A 15970-nucleotide genomic window follows, 5' to 3' on the forward strand; every position below is an offset into this window, starting at 1 on the left:
TAAAAGAACAACATCACATGCAAGCAACTGCGAAAATTCTGAAAATCTAGGAGAAGAAAAATGCCTATTGAAATGATTGAAGTCGAAGAGTTCAACCTGGGTACACAGATCAAGGTGATCGGCGTGGGCGGCGGTGGCGGCAACGCGGTCGAGCACATGATTGGCTGCTCCGTCCAAGGGGTTGAATTCATCAGCGCCAACACCGATGCCCAGGCCCTGGGCCGCAGCGTCGCGCACAAGACCATTCAATTGGGCCAAAGTGGCCTGGGCGCTGGCAGCAAGCCCGAAAAAGGCCGTGAAGCGGCCGAGCTGGCCGTGGACGACATCCGTGCCGCCATCACCGGCGCACACATGTTGTTCATCACCGCTGGCATGGGCGGCGGCACGGGCACGGGCGCTGCGCCGGTGATTGCCCGCGTGGCCAAGGAGATGGGCATACTGACCGTGGGCGTGATCACCAAGCCGTTCGAGTTCGAAGGCCCCAAGCGCATGGTGAATGCCGACAACGGCCTGACCGAGCTGGAAGCCAACGTCGACTCGCTGATCGTGGTGCTGAACGAAAAGCTGCTCGAAGTGCTGGGCGACGACGTCACACAGGACGAAGCCTTTGCACACGCCAACGACGTGCTGAAGAACGCTGTCGGCGGCATTGCCGAAATCATCAACGTGCCGGGTCACGTGAACGTCGACTTTGAAGACGTGCGCACGGTGATGGGCGAGCCCGGCAAGGCGATGATGGGCACGGCGGTCGCCGACGGTCCAGATCGCGCACGTATCGCCGCCGAACAGGCCGTGGCCTGCCCGCTGCTGGAAGGCATCGATCTGTCTGGCGCCAAGGGGGTGCTGGTGTTGATCTCGGCCGCCAAGGGTTCGCTGAAGTTGAGCGAGTCGCGCCTGGCCATGAACACCATCCGTGCCTACGCTTCGCCAGATGCACACGTGATCTACGGCACGGCCTACGACGACAACCTGGGCGACCAGATCCGCGTGACCGTGGTCGCCACGGGCCTGAGCCGCCAAGGTGCGCGCCGCAATGCGCCTCCGCTGCAAGTGGTGCAACGCACGGGTACCGACAACGTGGGCTTCCAGTTGCCACAAGGTGGCGGCATGGGTGCTACCGGCGGCCTGGGCGCCATGGGTGGTGCCGGTGGCGTGGGTGGCTCGCAGCCCGACTATGAGTCGCTGCGTGGCCCAGCGGTGTGGCGTACGCCTAACCGCACACAAGCCAGCGCACGTGTCGATGCCTTGTCGTCTGGCGGCATGGACGACTACGAAATCCCGGCCTTCCTGCGCAAGCAAGCCGACTAAGGCCTGAGCAAGGGTTAAAAGCCCCTAAAGCCTACCGCTGCCTGGCTCTGCCTATGGTGGTGGTAGGCTTTTTTCATGACCTTGTCGTATGGATGTGATTGGTCCGCATTTAAAATCGCAGCATGCTCCAGCAACGTACTCTCAAGTCTTTGACCAGCGCCATCGGCGTCGGCATGCACAGTGGCCAACGGGTCGAGTTGACGTTGCGCCCGGCCGCACCCGACACCGGCATCGTCTTCCGCCGCGTCGACCTGCCCGAGCCGGTGGACATTCCGATTTCAGCCATGGCGGTGAGCGACACCCGCATGGCCTCGACCATTGCCACCGGCAACGCCAAGGTGCACACGGTGGAGCATTTGATGTCGGCCTGCGCGGGCCTGGGCATAGACAACCTGTACATAGACATCAACGCCGAAGAAGTGCCGATCCTGGATGGCTCGGCTTCGTCGTTTGTGTTTTTGCTGTCCAACGCGGGCATTGAATTACAACGCGCGCCGCGCCGCTTCATCCGCGTGACCCAGCCGGTGGAAGTGCGCGAAGGCGAGGGCGCCAACCTCAAATGGGCGCGGCTAGACCCCTACCACGGCTACAAGCTCAGCTTCGAGATCGACTTTTCGCACCCGGCGGTCGATTCCACGGGCCAGCGCGTCGAGTTCGACATGGGCGAAAACTCTTACTCGCGCGACATTGCGCGGGCACGCACCTTCGGCTTCACCAAGGATGTGGAAATGCTGCGCGCCAACGGCCTGGCACTGGGCGGCGGGCTGGACAACGCCATCGTGATGGACGACTACAAGGTTCTCAATTCCGACGGCCTGCGTTACGACGACGAGTTCGTCAAACACAAGATACTCGACGCGATTGGCGATCTGTACCTGATTGGCAAGCCGCTGCTCGCGGCCTACAGCGCCTTCCGCTCGGGCCATGCGTTGAACAACCTGCTGCTGCGCGAGCTGCTGGCACACCCCGAGGCGTACGAGATCGTCACCTTTGACGACGAACGCCAGGCGCCCAAGGGCTTTGCCCAGTTGGCGCGCGCCTGGTAAGCGCTTACAGCATGCTGCTGTTCCGCTGGTTGATCATGCTGTGCCTGCTGGGCGCGGCCGTGTGTTTTGCGTTCTACGCTGGCACCGGGCAGGAGCGCTACAAACGCTTAGGCTGGATTACGCTGAAGTGGACACTGCTGGCCGCGGCCGGTTTCTTCATCGTGCTGATTCTCGAACGCGTCGCCTGACACGGCGATTCAAACCGCTGGCGCCACCGCGCCGCGACGGTCAATCTTGCGGCTGAGCACGATGGAGGTTTGGGTGTGGTTCACCCCGTCGATCAAGCCTATGCGGTCGAGCAGGCCATCCAATTGCTCATGCGTTTCGCAGCGCAAAAACACCAGGTAATCAAACGGCCCGCTCACGGCTGAAGCCTCTTCCACCTCGGGCATTTGCTGCAGTGCGCGTAATACCGCCGCCGTGGTTTTGGGCTGGATGCTGAGCCCGCAATAGGCACGCACCGCAGCCCCCTCGAGCCGCGTGCCCAAGCGCAAGCCATAACCCGCCACCACGCCTTCACGCTCCAGCCGTGCCAAACGCGCCACTACGGTGGTGCGCGCCAGATGCAGCTTGCGCGCGAGTGTGGCGGTGGGTTCACGTGCGTTGGCTTGCAGCAGGCTGAGCAGGCGGCGGTCGGTGTCGTCAAGTGTTGTAGACATGGCGGGCTCGCATCGTTGGTTAGTTCGAGTGTTAGTTTCGCCGTTTTGGCGATTTATTGACAACTTTTTGACGGTCTAGTTGCTACAAATTGACAGAAATTTTTCCTACGATGGCTTACCGATTTACCCATTCGCTGGAGCCCGCCATGACCACCAATCCCAACCCAAACCTGAACGTTGCTGCCCGCCCCATCACCATCCTAGGCGCGGGCCATATCGGTTTTGCCTTGGCGTTGATGCTGCGCCGTGCCGGTGGCTACAGCGTGCGGGTCGCCGACCATGACCCGCAGCGCCTGCAAGTGCTGCACGAGCTGGGGTTCGAGGTCTGCCTGATCCAGGGCGCCGCCGACACCCATGTTGCCATCGCACACCAGTACGCCGTGCTGAATGCGCTGCCATTCCACAAGGCCGTGAGCGTGGCGCAAATGTGTGTCGCCGCAGGTGTGCACTATTTCGACCTGACCGAAGACGTGCGCAGTACCCAGGCGATTCAGGCGCTGGCGGTCGATGCCCACAGTGTGTTGATGCCGCAGTGTGGCCTGGCGCCGGGCTTTATCGGTGTGCTGGGCCACGACCTGGCAAAGCGTTTTGACAGCGTCGACAGCTTGCGCCTGCGCGTCGGTGCCTTGCCGCGTTACCCCAGCAACCGCCTGGGCTACAACCTCACCTGGAGCACCGAGGGCCTGATCAACGAATACTGCAACCCCTGCGAGGCCTTGGTGGACGGCGTGCCACAACAAGTGCCTGCGTTGGAGGGGCTGGAGACCTTCGCCATCGACGGCATGGCCTACGAAGCCTTCAACACCTCGGGCGGTCTGGGCACGCTGACCCACACGCTGCAAGGCCGTGCTCGCCATGTGGACTACAAGTCGATCCGTTATCCCGGCCACCACGCGGTGATGAAGCTGTTGCTGCAGGACCTTCGCTTGGCCGAAAAACGTGGCCTGCTCAAAGACATTCTGGAAGGCGCTCTGCCCGGCACCGACCAGGATGTGGTGTTGGTATTTGCCACGGCCACCGGCCGGCGTGAGGGCCGCTGGCTGCAGGAGTCGTATGCGGTGCGTGTGCTCGGGGATATGGTAGAGGGGCAAAGACTCAGTGCCATCCAGCGCACGACTGCCGCTGGCATGTGTGTCGCCCTTGACCTGGTGGCCCAGGGCCAATTGCCGCAGGCCGGTTTTATTGGCCAGGAACAAATCGGCTTGGGCGACTTTTTGGCGAATCGCTTTGGCCGGACGATGGCGGGCGAAAGCGCGCTGGATGCGCTTTACCCCGGGATTGACGCGCCAGCTAAGGGGCTAACGCAGGCACAAGTGGGCGATCTTCAAAACACAGCCGCCGTCTTGAGGTGATGGGTTGCGGCGACGCCTGTGTTTTAACGCGCCAGCTGTTTGTCGGCCTTGCGCGCCTGCTTGATCTGGTACATCGCGGCATCGGCGGCTTTGAGCGCCTGCGCCGCATCCTGGGTGCCGGGGGCGACGGCCCACACACCCACACTCGCACCTTGGTAATGCAGTTGCAGGCGGCCCAGGCTGTATTCACCCACGGTCGCTTGGAACACACGCTTCTGAAACGCCTGCTCGGCTGCCGGCTGCGGGCCTGGTTGTTCCGGTCCCAGTCCCACGACGACAAATTCGTCGCCACCCAGTCGAGCCGCCAGATCATCGACGCGCAGCACGGCACGCAAGCGGTCGGCCAGCGCGATGAGAAACAGATCGCCTATGTCGTGACCATGGGTGTCGTTGATGGTCTTGAACCCATCCAGATCGACAAACGCCACCAGCACCGAGATGCCGCGCCGTTTGCCCTGCGCCAGCAGACGGGTCAGCTCCTGCTGCAAGGCCCGCCGGTTGGCGAGCTGGGTCAACGGGTCGGTTGTGGCGTAGGCCGTCAGACGCGCATTCGCCTGGAGCAGCTTTTGCAGCAATTGTTCCCGCTCCACCTGCTGGGCAATCAAGGTGGCAAATAGCGAGAGTATGTGTTGTGCCTGCGGCGACAACTCATGCCGGTCGGAACTGGCGGCGCACAAGGTGCCATAAAGCGCACCGTCGGCCAGGTGTACGGGCGTACTCAAATAGGTCTGGATGTGCAGTGCACGTGCGGCCTCGGAATCGCCCCAGCGCACATCCACGTCATTGGCGAACGGCTGGTTTGAATCCAGGGCGCGTTTGCAGAGTGTGTCTTCCCAGGGCACGGACAGCCCCTCGGGAATCTGCATCTGGCTGACGTTGCGCGCATAGAGAATTTGCTGAACGCTTTGCTGGAGATCTATCGTGGTCAGGTAGGTGGACTCCAGTCCCGTGACCGACTGCAGCATTTCCAGCAGCGGCCGGGTCAAGTCCTCAAGTGTCTTGGCCGACGTGACGGTGACGGATAGATGGTCAAGTAATGGATCCATGGCGCATTATTGCGCGCCCGCGAGCTTGCTTGAAGTCTGTTGCCGCTCGGGTTTTCAGCAAGATCTAGTGGCGACGGTCGCCGTTGCTGTAATCCGGGCCCACACCTGGCAACAAGCTGTCGGGGGCCTTGCCGCTGGCGTTGCGCCAGCCGGCCATTGGGCGCACGGCGATGTGCTGCGTGGGTGTGGCGTGCTGGGCGTCACGCGGTTCCGTATGGGCGCGGTGATGTGTGTGGCGGCGGGTCTGAAAAGTTCTTTCTGGCATGGCGGGCTCCTCTGTCGTCAGTTTGCGCATGTTTTGCGGCATGGCTGTGACGATAGGTGATGCCCCTGGGCGGGTATGCCAGCCTACTCCCAAGTGACGGTAGGCGAAGGCCTACAGTTGCTGCCATGGGTGTAGTTGGTCCCCTCGACAGGAATCGAACCTGTATCTGACGCTTAGGAGGCATCCGTTCTATCCATTGAACTACGAGGAGGAGCGGCGATTGTAGGGGCTCTGCTGGGTGCTTTGCTGTCCCTAGTCGTAGCGCAGCGTGAAGATCAGATCGACCGCGTTGTTGGTTCCGCTTTGGCCGCGCAGCGTGAAGCGTTGCGACAGGTCGTAGAACACATACAAGGTGCCCATGGCGCCGGCCAGGCTGGCTTCATAAGAGATGTAGAAGTTGCGCGAAAAACGCTTGCCCAGCGTGACGGCGCCGGACTTGGTGCCTTCTGCGTTGGTGGTGCTGCCCACGGAGAACTCGTCCAGTCCCAGTCGGCCGGCAAAACCTCCGTCGGTTTGTTTACCGCCGACCACGGCCAGGGCGGCCTGCTGCAGCATGGCCGCCTCAGCGCCACCGGCGGCGGCCGAGCGACCCAGCAGCAACCAGGCCAGGGCCTCGGTGTCGGACAAGGCAGGCGACGAATAGATTCGGATGTTGGGTGCCAAAGCGGTGCCGCTGATCTGCACCCCGACCTTGATGGTGAGATTCGGGCGCAACGCCAGAATGTCCAGCGCGGGGTTGTCGTAGGGGCCGGTGAAGCGGATCACCCCGGTGTCTATGTCCAGCCATTGGCCGTAGGCACGGTATTCGCCGTGATGTGTGCGGATGGCACCCGTGAGTTTGGGCGTGACGCCGTCGCCGGTGAGTTGCACCGCGCCGCGCAGTTCGGTGTTGAGGCCCAGGCCGCGAAGGTGAAAGTCTTCGCCTACGTCGAGTTTGATGTCGAGCACGGGGGTGATCTGGCGCCCCTTGGGTGCGAGCTCCGCCGTCTGCGCGGCGGGGTTGCCGGGGCGCCTAACCACCACGTCGTTATCGAGTTTGGGAACACTTTCTTCGGGCAGGGTGATGCGTGCACTGTCCACCTTCAGGGCACCGTCGAGCCGCAGCTGTGTGTCTTGTAATTTGGCGCCGAGCTGGCCGGAAACGGTGATACGCATGTCCGGCCGGGTGGTCACGCGCAACTGGCGCGCCTGGGCCTGGATGTCCATGGCGGGTTTGCCAGCGGGCCAGCCCACCGTGCCGCGCGCGGTGACATCGCCGCCGCCCGCGCCTTTGAGAATGAAGTTGTCTATGTTCAGGCCATCACCCTGCAAAGTTGCTTGCAGACTGCCGTCGGACAGCTCGACCCCATCCACCACCGAACGCAGCGCCAGGTTCTGCGCGAGCAGCTTGCCGTGGAGTTGCGGCACAGCGCGTGTGCCGGACAGTGTGGCATTGGCTTCGAGGTTGCCACGCATGCGCCAGCCGGGGGGCGCGAGCGCCGACCAATCTGCAATACGCGGCAGCTTGGCCTGGAATTGTCCGGAGACCGGTGCCTGCTCGGGCCAGCTCCATTGCTCGCCCTGTTGGGTGAGCGTTGTGTCGGCGGTGGCGTCCACCTGGCCGGCGTTGACCGTGTCCCAGCGCAGGGCGGCGCGCAAGGCCGGGCCGTCGCTGGTGAGGGTGAGGCGTGCTTCACGGATTTGTGCGCGGATCTGTGGGTGGGCGCCGCCGGGGCTGGTGTCCTCGCCAAGCAGCACGATGTCGCCGCTGGTGCGCTGCACCTGGGCGCGCACGCGCAGTTGCTGGGCCAGCGTGATGTCCCAGTCGCCGCCCAGCATCAGGTCGCTGTGCAAACCGGCTTCGGTGAGGCTGCTGCCTAAGATGGCTTCAACCCAGGCCATGGGCAGGGCTTCGAGCCGGCCCACGCTGTGTAATTGACCCGGCTTGCCTTCGGCCGGATCCCAGCTCAGCAGGGCGGGGCGGGTGTTGCCGCCGGCAATGCGTGCAGGCGGCGTCAGTGCGGCCTGCCCGGCGCCCACACGCCATGCGCCACCGTGGGCCCATTGCAGGGGGATGGCCTGGCGTGTTGCCAATGTCCAGGCGCCAGGTCCGCGCAGCGGCGCTTCTGCGCTGACTTTGAAGCTATTCAGCACGCCTTGCACACCGGCCGGGGTTTGCCCTGCCTGGCCTTGCAGTTGCAGCGCGACACGTTGCGCTGTGGTCGCTGCCTTGGCCGTGAGCTGCAACTCGGCGCTGCTGAGCCGGCCGCGCACGCTGGCTTCGGTGTCGCTGATGCGGATGATGTTGTCGGCCGCGGCGTCGTTCTGCTTGGTAGCGCTGGGCGCATTCGCATTCGGTTGGCGCACATTCAGCTTGGCCACTTGCAGCCGGGCGTCTATGGCCGGGTCGCGCCAGCCGCCGTTCCAACTGGCCTGCAATTGTGCGCCGCCCTCGAGTGCGAGGCCCAGGTTCTTCAGCGCCTCGGGCATGCCGGGTATCTTCTGCAGCCAGCGCAGGCCGGCGTTGGCGTCGGCCAGGTCCAGCTTTAATTGACCATTGCCCTTGGTGGGGCTGATGTCGCCACTGCCCAGCAACTGCAGGCCAGGGGCTTTTAAAGAGACTTCGCCACGCCCGGCTTGCTGGCCGATGTGCCCTTCGCCGCTGGCCTTGAGTTCGGCATCCGCGGTGTTGATTTGCAGCTGCTGCAGCGTGATGGTCTGGTTTGCCCAGCGGCCGCGCGCACTCGCCTGGCGCAGGGTGAAGCCGGCCACGGCCGCCGAGTCTTTGCCTGCGGACGCTAGGTCGGCGTTGAAGTCCACCCCCATGTGTTGGGCTTGCAGACTGCTTTTGGCTGTGAGCTTGCCGTCCAGCCGCGCGGCGGCAATGCTGCTGTGGAGCTGCGCCAGATTGAGGTTGCTGAAGTCCAGCCCCAGGTTCCAGGCAGAGATGTCCTGACTGTTCCATTGGCCCCGGGCCTGGATCTGGCCGCCGCGGCCTTTGCCGTTGCTGTCGTCCGGCACCGTGATGTTCAGTCGGTTGATGAGCACCAGGCCGGCGCGCCATGCGGCCTCAGCGCGCAGTGTGCTCAGCGGCAGGCGTTGTTTGTCCCAGGGGCCGGGTAGCTGGTTGTCCAGGGTGGCCGAGAAATTCCAGGCCGCCGTGATGTCCGTGGGGCTGGCTGAGCTTGCGGCCGGCGCCGGTGTGGCTTGTAGTTTGCCGTTGAGCAGGGTGCGCGGCGCCTCGGGCCAGAACATCGCCAGATCGAGCTGGGCGAAGTCGGCATTGGCTTCTGGCACAGGTTGTGCGGCCCAGGGTTCGAGCACGGCATGGAGCTGGGCGTGTGGGCTGGGTTCGCCTCTGGTCGGTGTTGCGCCCGCTGCTGCCGGTGCGGCGGCCAGCTCGCCGTCGAGCACCAGTTTTGCGAGTGGTCCGGCCAGCTTCACAACGGCATTGAGTTGTGCGCTGCGTTGGTGTGCCAGCGCGGGTGACACCAGGCTGGCTTTGAGCTCGGCGGCCAACTGCATCGGCGCCCGGCCTTGTAGTGTGGCCTGGCCCTGGTATTGGCCGTCGGCCACGGCGAGTTGATCGAGTTGCAGCGCGTGTTGCTGGCCGTCGAAATGGTAGCTGGCGCGCAGGCCGGTGGCCACCAGTGCGGGCGGGCCGGCCCATTCGAGCTGGTCTACGCTGAGTTTTTCTACTGCGAGCTTGCCCGGCAGCAGCAGGGATTCGGGTGGTGGTTCGGGTGTGGCCGGCTTGGGTTTGGGCGCTCGCTGGTCATCGACGCGCAGGCGGTCTACGTGCACCTGGTTCAACTGCAGTTGCCGATCGAGCAGGGCCAGCGGTTGCCAGGCCAGCGATACACCATGGGCCTCGACCGTCAGACCGTCTTGCTGCCACTGCAGCCGGTCGATCTTGCCGCCGTGGCGCAGTGAGCCGGTTGCGCCTTCGGTTTGCAAAGGCAGCTCGGGTTGCCATTGGCGCAGCCAAGCGAGTGTGCTGGGCAGTGAGTTTGGCGTGCCCGCCCACCACCAAAGCCCGGCGCCGGCCGCACCCAGCAGGAGCAGCAGCGTCAGCAGGGCCAGGCCCAGCCAGTAGATCAGGCGCTTGCTCAAAATGTGAACCCCACGGACAAATGCAACCGCACGTCTTTCACCTCAACACCGTAGGCCAGGTCGATTTGTAATGGGCCTATGGGTGAGTGCCAGCGTGCACCGACACCCACGCCGGTTTGCGGGCTGAGATTGCCCAAGCTGTTGGCCACGGCGCCGCTGTCTATGAAGACCGCGCTTTCCCAGTCCGAGGGGCGGCCACCGATGTGGATGGGCCGCTGCCACTCGACGCTGCCCACCGCCATGTAGCGGCCGGCTTCGACGATGCCGGTGGAGGTGGTGACACCGATGGCGCGGTAGCCATAGCCGCGCACCGTGTTGTCACCGCCGGTCAAGAACATCTGGGTCGTGGGCACAGGGGCATCCTGGTCGGCGAACACCGCGCCAGCTTGTGCGCGCAATGCAATGCGGCCTTCGCGCTTGCTCAGCGGAAAAAAGGCTTGTGTGCGCAGCAGTCCGCGCAGAAACGGTTTGGTCTGGCTGCCTATGGTCACGCCGGGGCCGATTTCCACACCCAGCCCCCAGCCGCTGGTGGGGAACACCACGTTGTCGAACTTGCGTGTGGTCCAGCCCCAGGACAGCGTGAAAGCGTCGTTGGTGCCGGTGTTGGCGGTGGCATCGCCGCCGGTCACGCGCGCCCTGTCGTATTGCAGATAAAGGCTGCGGTCGAGTCGCTCGGTGTTTTGCAGGCGCCCCGCACGCAGCTGCACACTGCTGGTGACCAGAGGGTCGTCGACCTCGCGTTGCAACTTGCCGCCCACGAGCCAGCGCCAGTAGTCTTCATCGGGTAGCGAGGTCACATCCGAGCCGAGGTATTGGTCGCGTTTGTCTATGGTGAACTTGGAGACCGAGCGCCAGCCGATGTAAGGCACCTTGTTGTGGGTGTGCTCCACCGAGGCGCGTGGCCCGCTGTCGGTGCTGATGCCCACACCCAGCACCAGCTTTTGCAACTGGGCTTCGCGCAGCTGTGTTTGCACCGGCGCCGCCTGCGGGTCGCCGGCGGCATCGACCAGCATCAAGGCCGAGTCGAAGTAACCACTATCGGTGAGGCGTTGCTGGGCCTTGAAGAGTTCGTCGCGGTCGTACACCGTGCCGGGGCGCAGTTGGGCGAAACGTTCCACCATCTCGGGCGGGAAGTGGCTCAAGCCGGTGGCTGTCATCTGGCCCAGCCGGTACTCGGGGCCCGATTCGAATGAGACCGACAGATTGGCTTGCCTGGCCTCGGGGTCCACATCGGCAGCGCTGTTGACAAGTTTGCCGGTGAGGTAGCGGCGCGCGGTGAGTTCGCGCAGCGCAACCGTCTTGGCGCTGCTCCAGTCCGCCTGGCTGAAGGCGTTGCCCACGGGCAGGCGCCAGTTGCTGCGGATGTTTTGCTGCTGTTCGGCCACATCCGGCGCGGGGTTGCTGGCAATGTCGCCGGCAAAGTTCAGTTCCACCTTGCCGATATGGGTTTGCGGGCCGGCTTGAACCTTCATGCGCACCACTGGCGGTGCCGTGACCTTGCTGGGGGTGTGGGCTGTGCCGTCGGCGGGAGAGGCGGTCACCGTGAGTGCTTCGGGGGCTTCGCGCTGAATGTCTATGCTGGGCGAGAAGTAGCCCAGGGTGGCGATCAGGTCGCGTGCGTTGTCTTCTGCCAGCACCAGCAAGCGTGACAGCTCGGAGGCGCTGAGGTCGGTGAGGCGGCTGTAGCGTTGCAGTTCGAGATGTTTGGTCAGCAGTTCGCGGATCTCGTCGGGCGCTTCGACCACCAGGGTGAAGGCCGGGGGCGAAGCGGCTTCTGCCTGTTTGCTGTCCTTGGCTTCCTCTCGGGTGGCGGTTTCTTTGGCGTCGGCTTTGCTGTCGCCTGCGCCAAAGCCGGGAAAACCGGCGCAGCCCACCAGCAGACTGCAGGCCAAGAAGGCGCCGGCCCAGCGCGGTGCGGCAGAAGAGAGGGGGGCCGGCGGGCGACGCCAACGCGCGGACAGTGACAGCAGCAGGCGTCGGAGCATGCTGCAATTTTGACATGCACGCTGGGCGAACTCGCGCATGCCCGGGCTGCTTACATTCTCTTGCGAATGGTGCGCGTCATGGGCGGCGTACGGCCATCAGGCGTTGTGACCAATAACGTGCGTCCATGTTGTCCATGCGCACCGTGCCGCCGGTGGATGGTGCATGCACGAATCGCCCTTCACCCACAAAGATGCCCGCATGTGTCGCGTTGCCGCTGCTGCCAAAGATCACCAGGTCGCCGGTGCGCAGTTGCGAGCGGTCCACCACATCGCCCCAGCCGCTGATGGCGCGCACCGTGCGCGGCACTTGCAGGCCGGCGGTGTAGCGGTAGACAAAACCGATCAGGCCGCTGCAATCAAAACCTGAGTCGGGCGTGTTGCCGCCATAACGGTAGGGTGTGCCCACCAGACCGAGCGCGTAGACGGCGGCGTCTTGGGCTTGCTGGTCGGAAATTTCAGAGGGTGGCGGGGGCGGAATGCCGTAGTCCGTGTGCGCGGATTTGGGCGGTGCGGTGGAACAGCCGACCAGCAACAAGGCTGCTGTTGTGGCGAGAGCTAGGCTGAGCCTGCGCAGGGCGGGCGAAAAGCTGTCCAGTGGCATGGGCCGATGGTAACGCCCGGGCGCGGCTCAGCGGCTGAATCCGCGCTTTGCACAGGGAGAAGCTGTGGCTATTTTGTCAACAAGCGCATGGCCTCTTCCAGTCCCTTGAGCGTGAGCGGGTACATGCGGTTGCTCATCAACTGCTGGATCATGCTGATGCTTTGGCGGTATTGCCATACGCCCTGCGGTTCGGGGTTGATCCAGGCGAACTTGGGGAAGGCGTGGGTCAGGCGTTGCAGCCACTCGGCACCGGCTTCTTCGTTGTTGTATTCGACGCTGCCGCCGGGCTGCAAAATCTCATACGGGCTCATCGTGGCGTCGCCTATGAAGATGAGTTTGTAGTCCTTGTTGTACTTGCGGATGATGTCCCAGGTGGCGAACTTTTCGCTGTAGCGGCGGCGGTTGTTCTTCCACATGAAGTCGTAGACGCAGTTGTGGAAGTAGTAGAACTCCAGGTGCTTGAACTCGGCCTTGGCGGCGGAGAACATCTCCTCGACGCGTGCAATGTGGTCGTCCATGGTGCCCCCCACATCCATCAGCAGCAGCACCTTCACGTTGTTGTGGCGCTCGGGCACCATCTTGATGTCCAGCCAGCCGGCGTTGGCGGCGGTGGCGCGTATGGTGTCGGGCAGGTCCAGCTCTTCGGCCGCACCCTCGCGCGCAAAGCGGCGCAGGCGGCGCAAGGCGACCTTGATGTTGCGTGTGCCCAGCTCTTGTGTATCGTCGTAGTCTTTGTAGGCTCGCTGGTCCCACACCTTGACGGCGCTTTTGTTGCGGCCCTTGTCCTGGCCGATGCGGATGCCGCGCGGGTTGAAGCCATTGGCACCAAACGGGCTGGTGCCACCGGTGCCAATCCACTTGCTGCCACCTTCGTGGCGCTCCCTCTGTTCTTCAAAACGCTTTTTCAGCGTTTCCATCAGCTCGTCCCAGCCCATTTGCTCGATCTTGGCCTTTTCTTCGGGGCTGAGCTCCAGCTCCAGGTTCTTGCGCAGCCACTCCAGCGGCACGTCTTTGCTGAAGTCGGCCAGCATTTCCACACCCTTGAAGTAGGCCGCAAAGGCGCGGTCGAACTTGTCGTAGTGTTTTTCGTCCTTCACCAGGGTGGTGCGTGCCAGGTAGTAGAAGTCGTCGATCTGGTAACCCGTGCTGGTGTTGTTATCAACGTCTTGCGGCGTGTTCGGCCCCACCACGCCCTGCTGCAAGGCTTCGAGCAGGGTCAGGTATTCCTTGACGGACACCGGCAGCTTGGCGCTGCGCAGGGTGTAGAAGAAGTCGATCAGCATGGCGATTCCCCAGACGCACTAACTGCGTCGTTTGGCGAGCAGGTCTTTCAGCTGCGCCTTCACATCAGGCCATTCGCCGGCGCGCAGGCTGTACATCACGGTGTCGCGTATGCTGCCGTCGCGGCGCAGCGCGTGGCCACGGATCACGCCGTCTTTCTTCGCGCCCAGGCGCTCAATGGCGCGCTGCGAGGCGTGGTTGAAGTTGTCGGTGCGCCAGCCCACGACGTGGCAGCCCAGTGTGTCAAACGCATGCCCCAGCATCAGCAGCTTGCAGGTGGTGTTGACATGGGTGCGCTGGCAGCGCTGGGCGTACCAGGTGTAGCCAATCTCCACACGTTTCACGGCCGGCAGGATGTCGTGGAAGCTGGTGGAGCCCAGCACCGTGCCGGTGGAGACCTCGGTGACGGCAAACGCAAAACGGTCGGCGGTTTTCAACGCGGTCTCGATGTAGGCGCGGGTGTTTTCCGGCTCGGGCACCGAGGTCACACGGATGTTCCACAGCTCGCCATCGGCGGCGGCAGCGCGCAGGCCGGCTTCGTGTTCCAGAGACAGGGGGACCAGGGCTAGATCACCGGCCTGCAGCGTGACGGGTTCTACAAATGCCATCTCTTGGGTGCTCCTCAGTGTTGCCTAATCGGGGTGTTGAGCGGTGTGCCTAACGGTTGTTGCGTTGCATGAATACCAGTTTTTCGAACAGCGTCACATCCTGTTCGTTCTTCAGCAGCGCGCCCACCAGCGGCGGCACGGCGACCTTGTCGTCCTTGCTTTGCAGCGCCTCGACGGGGATGTCTTCGGCCACCAGCAGCTTGAGCCAGTCCAGCAACTCGCTGGTCGACGGCTTTTTCTTCAGGCCCGGCAGGTTGCGCACGTCGTAGAAGGTCTTCATGGCCGCGGCCAGCAGTTCCTTCTTCAGTGTGGGGAAGTGCACGTCGACGATCTGCTGCATGGTCGCAGCGTCGGGGAACTTGATGTAGTGGAAGAAGCAGCGGCGCAGAAAGGCGTCGGGCAGCTCTTTTTCGTTGTTCGAGGTGATGAACACCAGCGGGCGGTGTTTGGCGCGGATCAGCTCGCGCGTCTCGTAGCAATAGAACTCCATGCGGTCGAGTTCACGCAGCAAGTCGTTAGGGAACTCGATATCGGCCTTGTCGATTTCGTCGATCAGCAGCGCCACCGGCGTTTCAGAGGTGAAGGCCTGCCACAACACACCTTTGACGATGTAGTTATGGATGTCTTTGACACGCTCGCCGCTGTCCGTGCCCGCCACGGTCGACAACTGGCTGTCGCGCAGGCGGCTCACAGCGTCGTATTCATACAACCCTTGCTGCGCTTTGGTGGTTGATTTGATGTGCCACTGCAACAGTGGCAGGCCCAAAGTCTGGGCTACTTCTTCGGCCAACATGGTCTTGCCGGTGCCCGGTTCGCCTTTGACCAATAGCGGCCTTTTGAGAGTGGAGGCGGCATTCACCGCCAGCATCAGATCGGGGGTGGCGACGTAGTTTTCAGAGCCTTGGAACTTCATATTCAAGCGGTTTGGACGGTTGGTACGGCAGGCAAATCCCTAGGTGCTTGAAAGAGACTCATCGATATAATCGAAGGCTGATCAGAGGCAAGATTTTCTCTAGATTGTGCTCGCAAAAATGAAGAATAAGTTGTTGACCACGGTGTTCGCGGTTTCTGTTGCAACAGCGGCCGCCATGTCTAGTGCACAAGAGATCAAGGGAGACGCCAAGGCCGGTGAGTCCAAGGTAGCCATGTGTATTGGCTGCCATGGCATCAAGGGCTACCAGGCGACTTTTCCCGAGGTCCATAAAGTGCCCATGATTTCGGGACAAAGCGCCAAATACATAGTGTCTGCCCTCAGCGCCTACCGTGCGGCTGAGCGCAAGCACCCCTCGATGCGCGGTATTGCCGACTCGCTGACCGACCAGGACATGGCCGATGTGGCCGCGTACTACAGCGCCAACGGTGTGCTGGAAGGCGCGCCCGCCATTCCTGCCAAGCCATCGCGCGAGCCATCGGCCAAGGTGGCTGAGTTGTTGACCAAGGGCAATTGCATCTCCTGCCATGGTGATAACTTCTCCAAGCCGATTGACCCGGCTTATCCCAAGATTGCCGGGCAACATGCCGACTACCTGTTTGTCGCCTTGAAGTCCTACAAGGTGGCTGGCAATGCACAAATCGGCCGCAGCAATGGTGTGATGGCGGGTGTGGCCAAGCCGTTCTCCAATGCTGAGTTGAAGCTCATGGCCAACTACCTGTCCACGCTGGACACCGAGCTGAAAGTGGTGCCCGAGAAGCCGTTCCGCTAAAGGCGGCTCAAGCCCAAAACACAA

The 15970-nt window shown here is 63.0% G+C and carries 14 protein-coding genes and 1 tRNA gene; 5 read left to right on the plus strand and 10 right to left on the minus strand.

The genetic code is table 11. The features are described from left to right. The first annotated feature begins 60 nt into the window (after positions 1-60). The 3 genes from ftsZ (at position 61) to ACFQ95_RS07615 (ending at position 2542) form a co-directional block, all read left to right on the plus strand. Positions 61-1308 carry a cell division protein FtsZ gene (gene ftsZ, locus ACFQ95_RS07605; protein WP_422830241.1) on the plus strand — a complete coding sequence of 416 codons (1248 nt, stop codon included), beginning with the start codon at positions 61-63 and terminating at the stop codon, positions 1306-1308. 122 nt (positions 1309-1430) lie between these two features. Then, on the plus strand, positions 1431-2354 hold the full coding sequence (gene lpxC / locus ACFQ95_RS07610) for a UDP-3-O-acyl-N-acetylglucosamine deacetylase (protein ID WP_422830242.1): 924 nt from the start codon (positions 1431-1433) through the stop codon (positions 2352-2354). An 11-nt stretch (positions 2355-2365) separates the two neighbouring features. Continuing rightward, a complete protein-coding gene (locus ACFQ95_RS07615) occupies positions 2366-2542 on the plus strand; it encodes a hypothetical protein (protein WP_422830243.1) in 177 nt (58 codons plus the stop codon). A gap of 9 nt (positions 2543-2551) precedes the next feature. Here the strand turns inward: ACFQ95_RS07615 and ACFQ95_RS07620 are convergent, their stop codons facing one another. Then, complete coding sequence (locus ACFQ95_RS07620) at positions 2552-3013, minus strand: Lrp/AsnC family transcriptional regulator (RefSeq protein ID WP_422830244.1); 462 nt, start codon at positions 3011-3013, stop codon at positions 2552-2554. Between the two features lie 146 nt (positions 3014-3159). On the opposite strand from ACFQ95_RS07620, the gene ACFQ95_RS07625 reads away from it, so the two are divergent. Then, positions 3160-4365 carry a saccharopine dehydrogenase C-terminal domain-containing protein gene (locus ACFQ95_RS07625; protein WP_422830245.1) on the plus strand — a complete coding sequence of 402 codons (1206 nt, stop codon included), beginning with the start codon at positions 3160-3162 and terminating at the stop codon, positions 4363-4365. Positions 4366-4388: 23 nt separating this feature from the next. Here the strand turns inward: ACFQ95_RS07625 and ACFQ95_RS07630 are convergent, their stop codons facing one another. The 9 genes from ACFQ95_RS07630 to ACFQ95_RS07670 form a co-directional block, all read right to left on the minus strand. Beyond that, the gene (locus ACFQ95_RS07630; protein ID WP_422830246.1) at positions 4389-5411 is read right to left on the minus strand and encodes a sensor domain-containing diguanylate cyclase; all 1023 of its coding nucleotides are present in this window, start codon (positions 5409-5411) and stop codon (positions 4389-4391) included. Positions 5412-5475: 64 nt separating this feature from the next. Then, on the minus strand, positions 5476-5676 hold the full coding sequence (locus tag ACFQ95_RS07635) for a hypothetical protein (RefSeq protein ID WP_422830247.1): 201 nt from the start codon (positions 5674-5676) through the stop codon (positions 5476-5478). Between the two features lie 136 nt (positions 5677-5812). Further along, a tRNA-Arg gene (locus tag ACFQ95_RS07640) sits at positions 5813-5887 on the minus strand. Positions 5888-5928: 41 nt separating this feature from the next. Next, on the minus strand, positions 5929-9768 hold the full coding sequence (locus tag ACFQ95_RS07645; RefSeq protein WP_422830248.1) for a translocation/assembly module TamB domain-containing protein: 3840 nt from the start codon (positions 9766-9768) through the stop codon (positions 5929-5931). After that, positions 9765-11753, minus strand: a complete 1989-nt coding sequence (locus tag ACFQ95_RS07650; protein WP_422830249.1) for an autotransporter assembly complex protein TamA — start codon at positions 11751-11753, stop codon at positions 9765-9767. The genes ACFQ95_RS07645 and ACFQ95_RS07650 overlap by 4 nt, the downstream gene beginning before the upstream one ends. A 76-nt stretch (positions 11754-11829) precedes the next feature. Then, the gene (locus ACFQ95_RS07655; RefSeq protein WP_422830250.1) at positions 11830-12354 is read right to left on the minus strand and encodes a C40 family peptidase; all 525 of its coding nucleotides are present in this window, start codon (positions 12352-12354) and stop codon (positions 11830-11832) included. 68 nt (positions 12355-12422) lie between these two features. Further along, entirely contained in the window at positions 12423-13637 is a 1215-nt protein-coding gene (locus tag ACFQ95_RS07660) for a vWA domain-containing protein (protein ID WP_422830251.1), read from the minus strand. A gap of 18 nt (positions 13638-13655) precedes the next feature. Beyond that, complete coding sequence (locus ACFQ95_RS07665) at positions 13656-14243, minus strand: GNAT family N-acetyltransferase (protein WP_422830252.1); 588 nt, start codon at positions 14241-14243, stop codon at positions 13656-13658. Positions 14244-14292: 49 nt separating this feature from the next. Continuing rightward, on the minus strand, positions 14293-15156 hold the full coding sequence (locus tag ACFQ95_RS07670) for an AAA family ATPase (RefSeq protein WP_422830345.1): 864 nt from the start codon (positions 15154-15156) through the stop codon (positions 14293-14295). 175 nt (positions 15157-15331) lie between these two features. On the opposite strand from ACFQ95_RS07670, the gene ACFQ95_RS07675 reads away from it, so the two are divergent. Continuing rightward, entirely contained in the window at positions 15332-15946 is a 615-nt protein-coding gene (locus ACFQ95_RS07675; protein WP_422830253.1) for a c-type cytochrome, read from the plus strand. Positions 15947-15970: the final 24 nt, after the last annotated feature.

Origin of the sequence: Variovorax sp. HJSM1_2, from assembly GCF_049316285.1 — a bacterium.
GTDB lineage: Bacteria > Pseudomonadota > Gammaproteobacteria > Burkholderiales > Burkholderiaceae_C > Rhodoferax_B.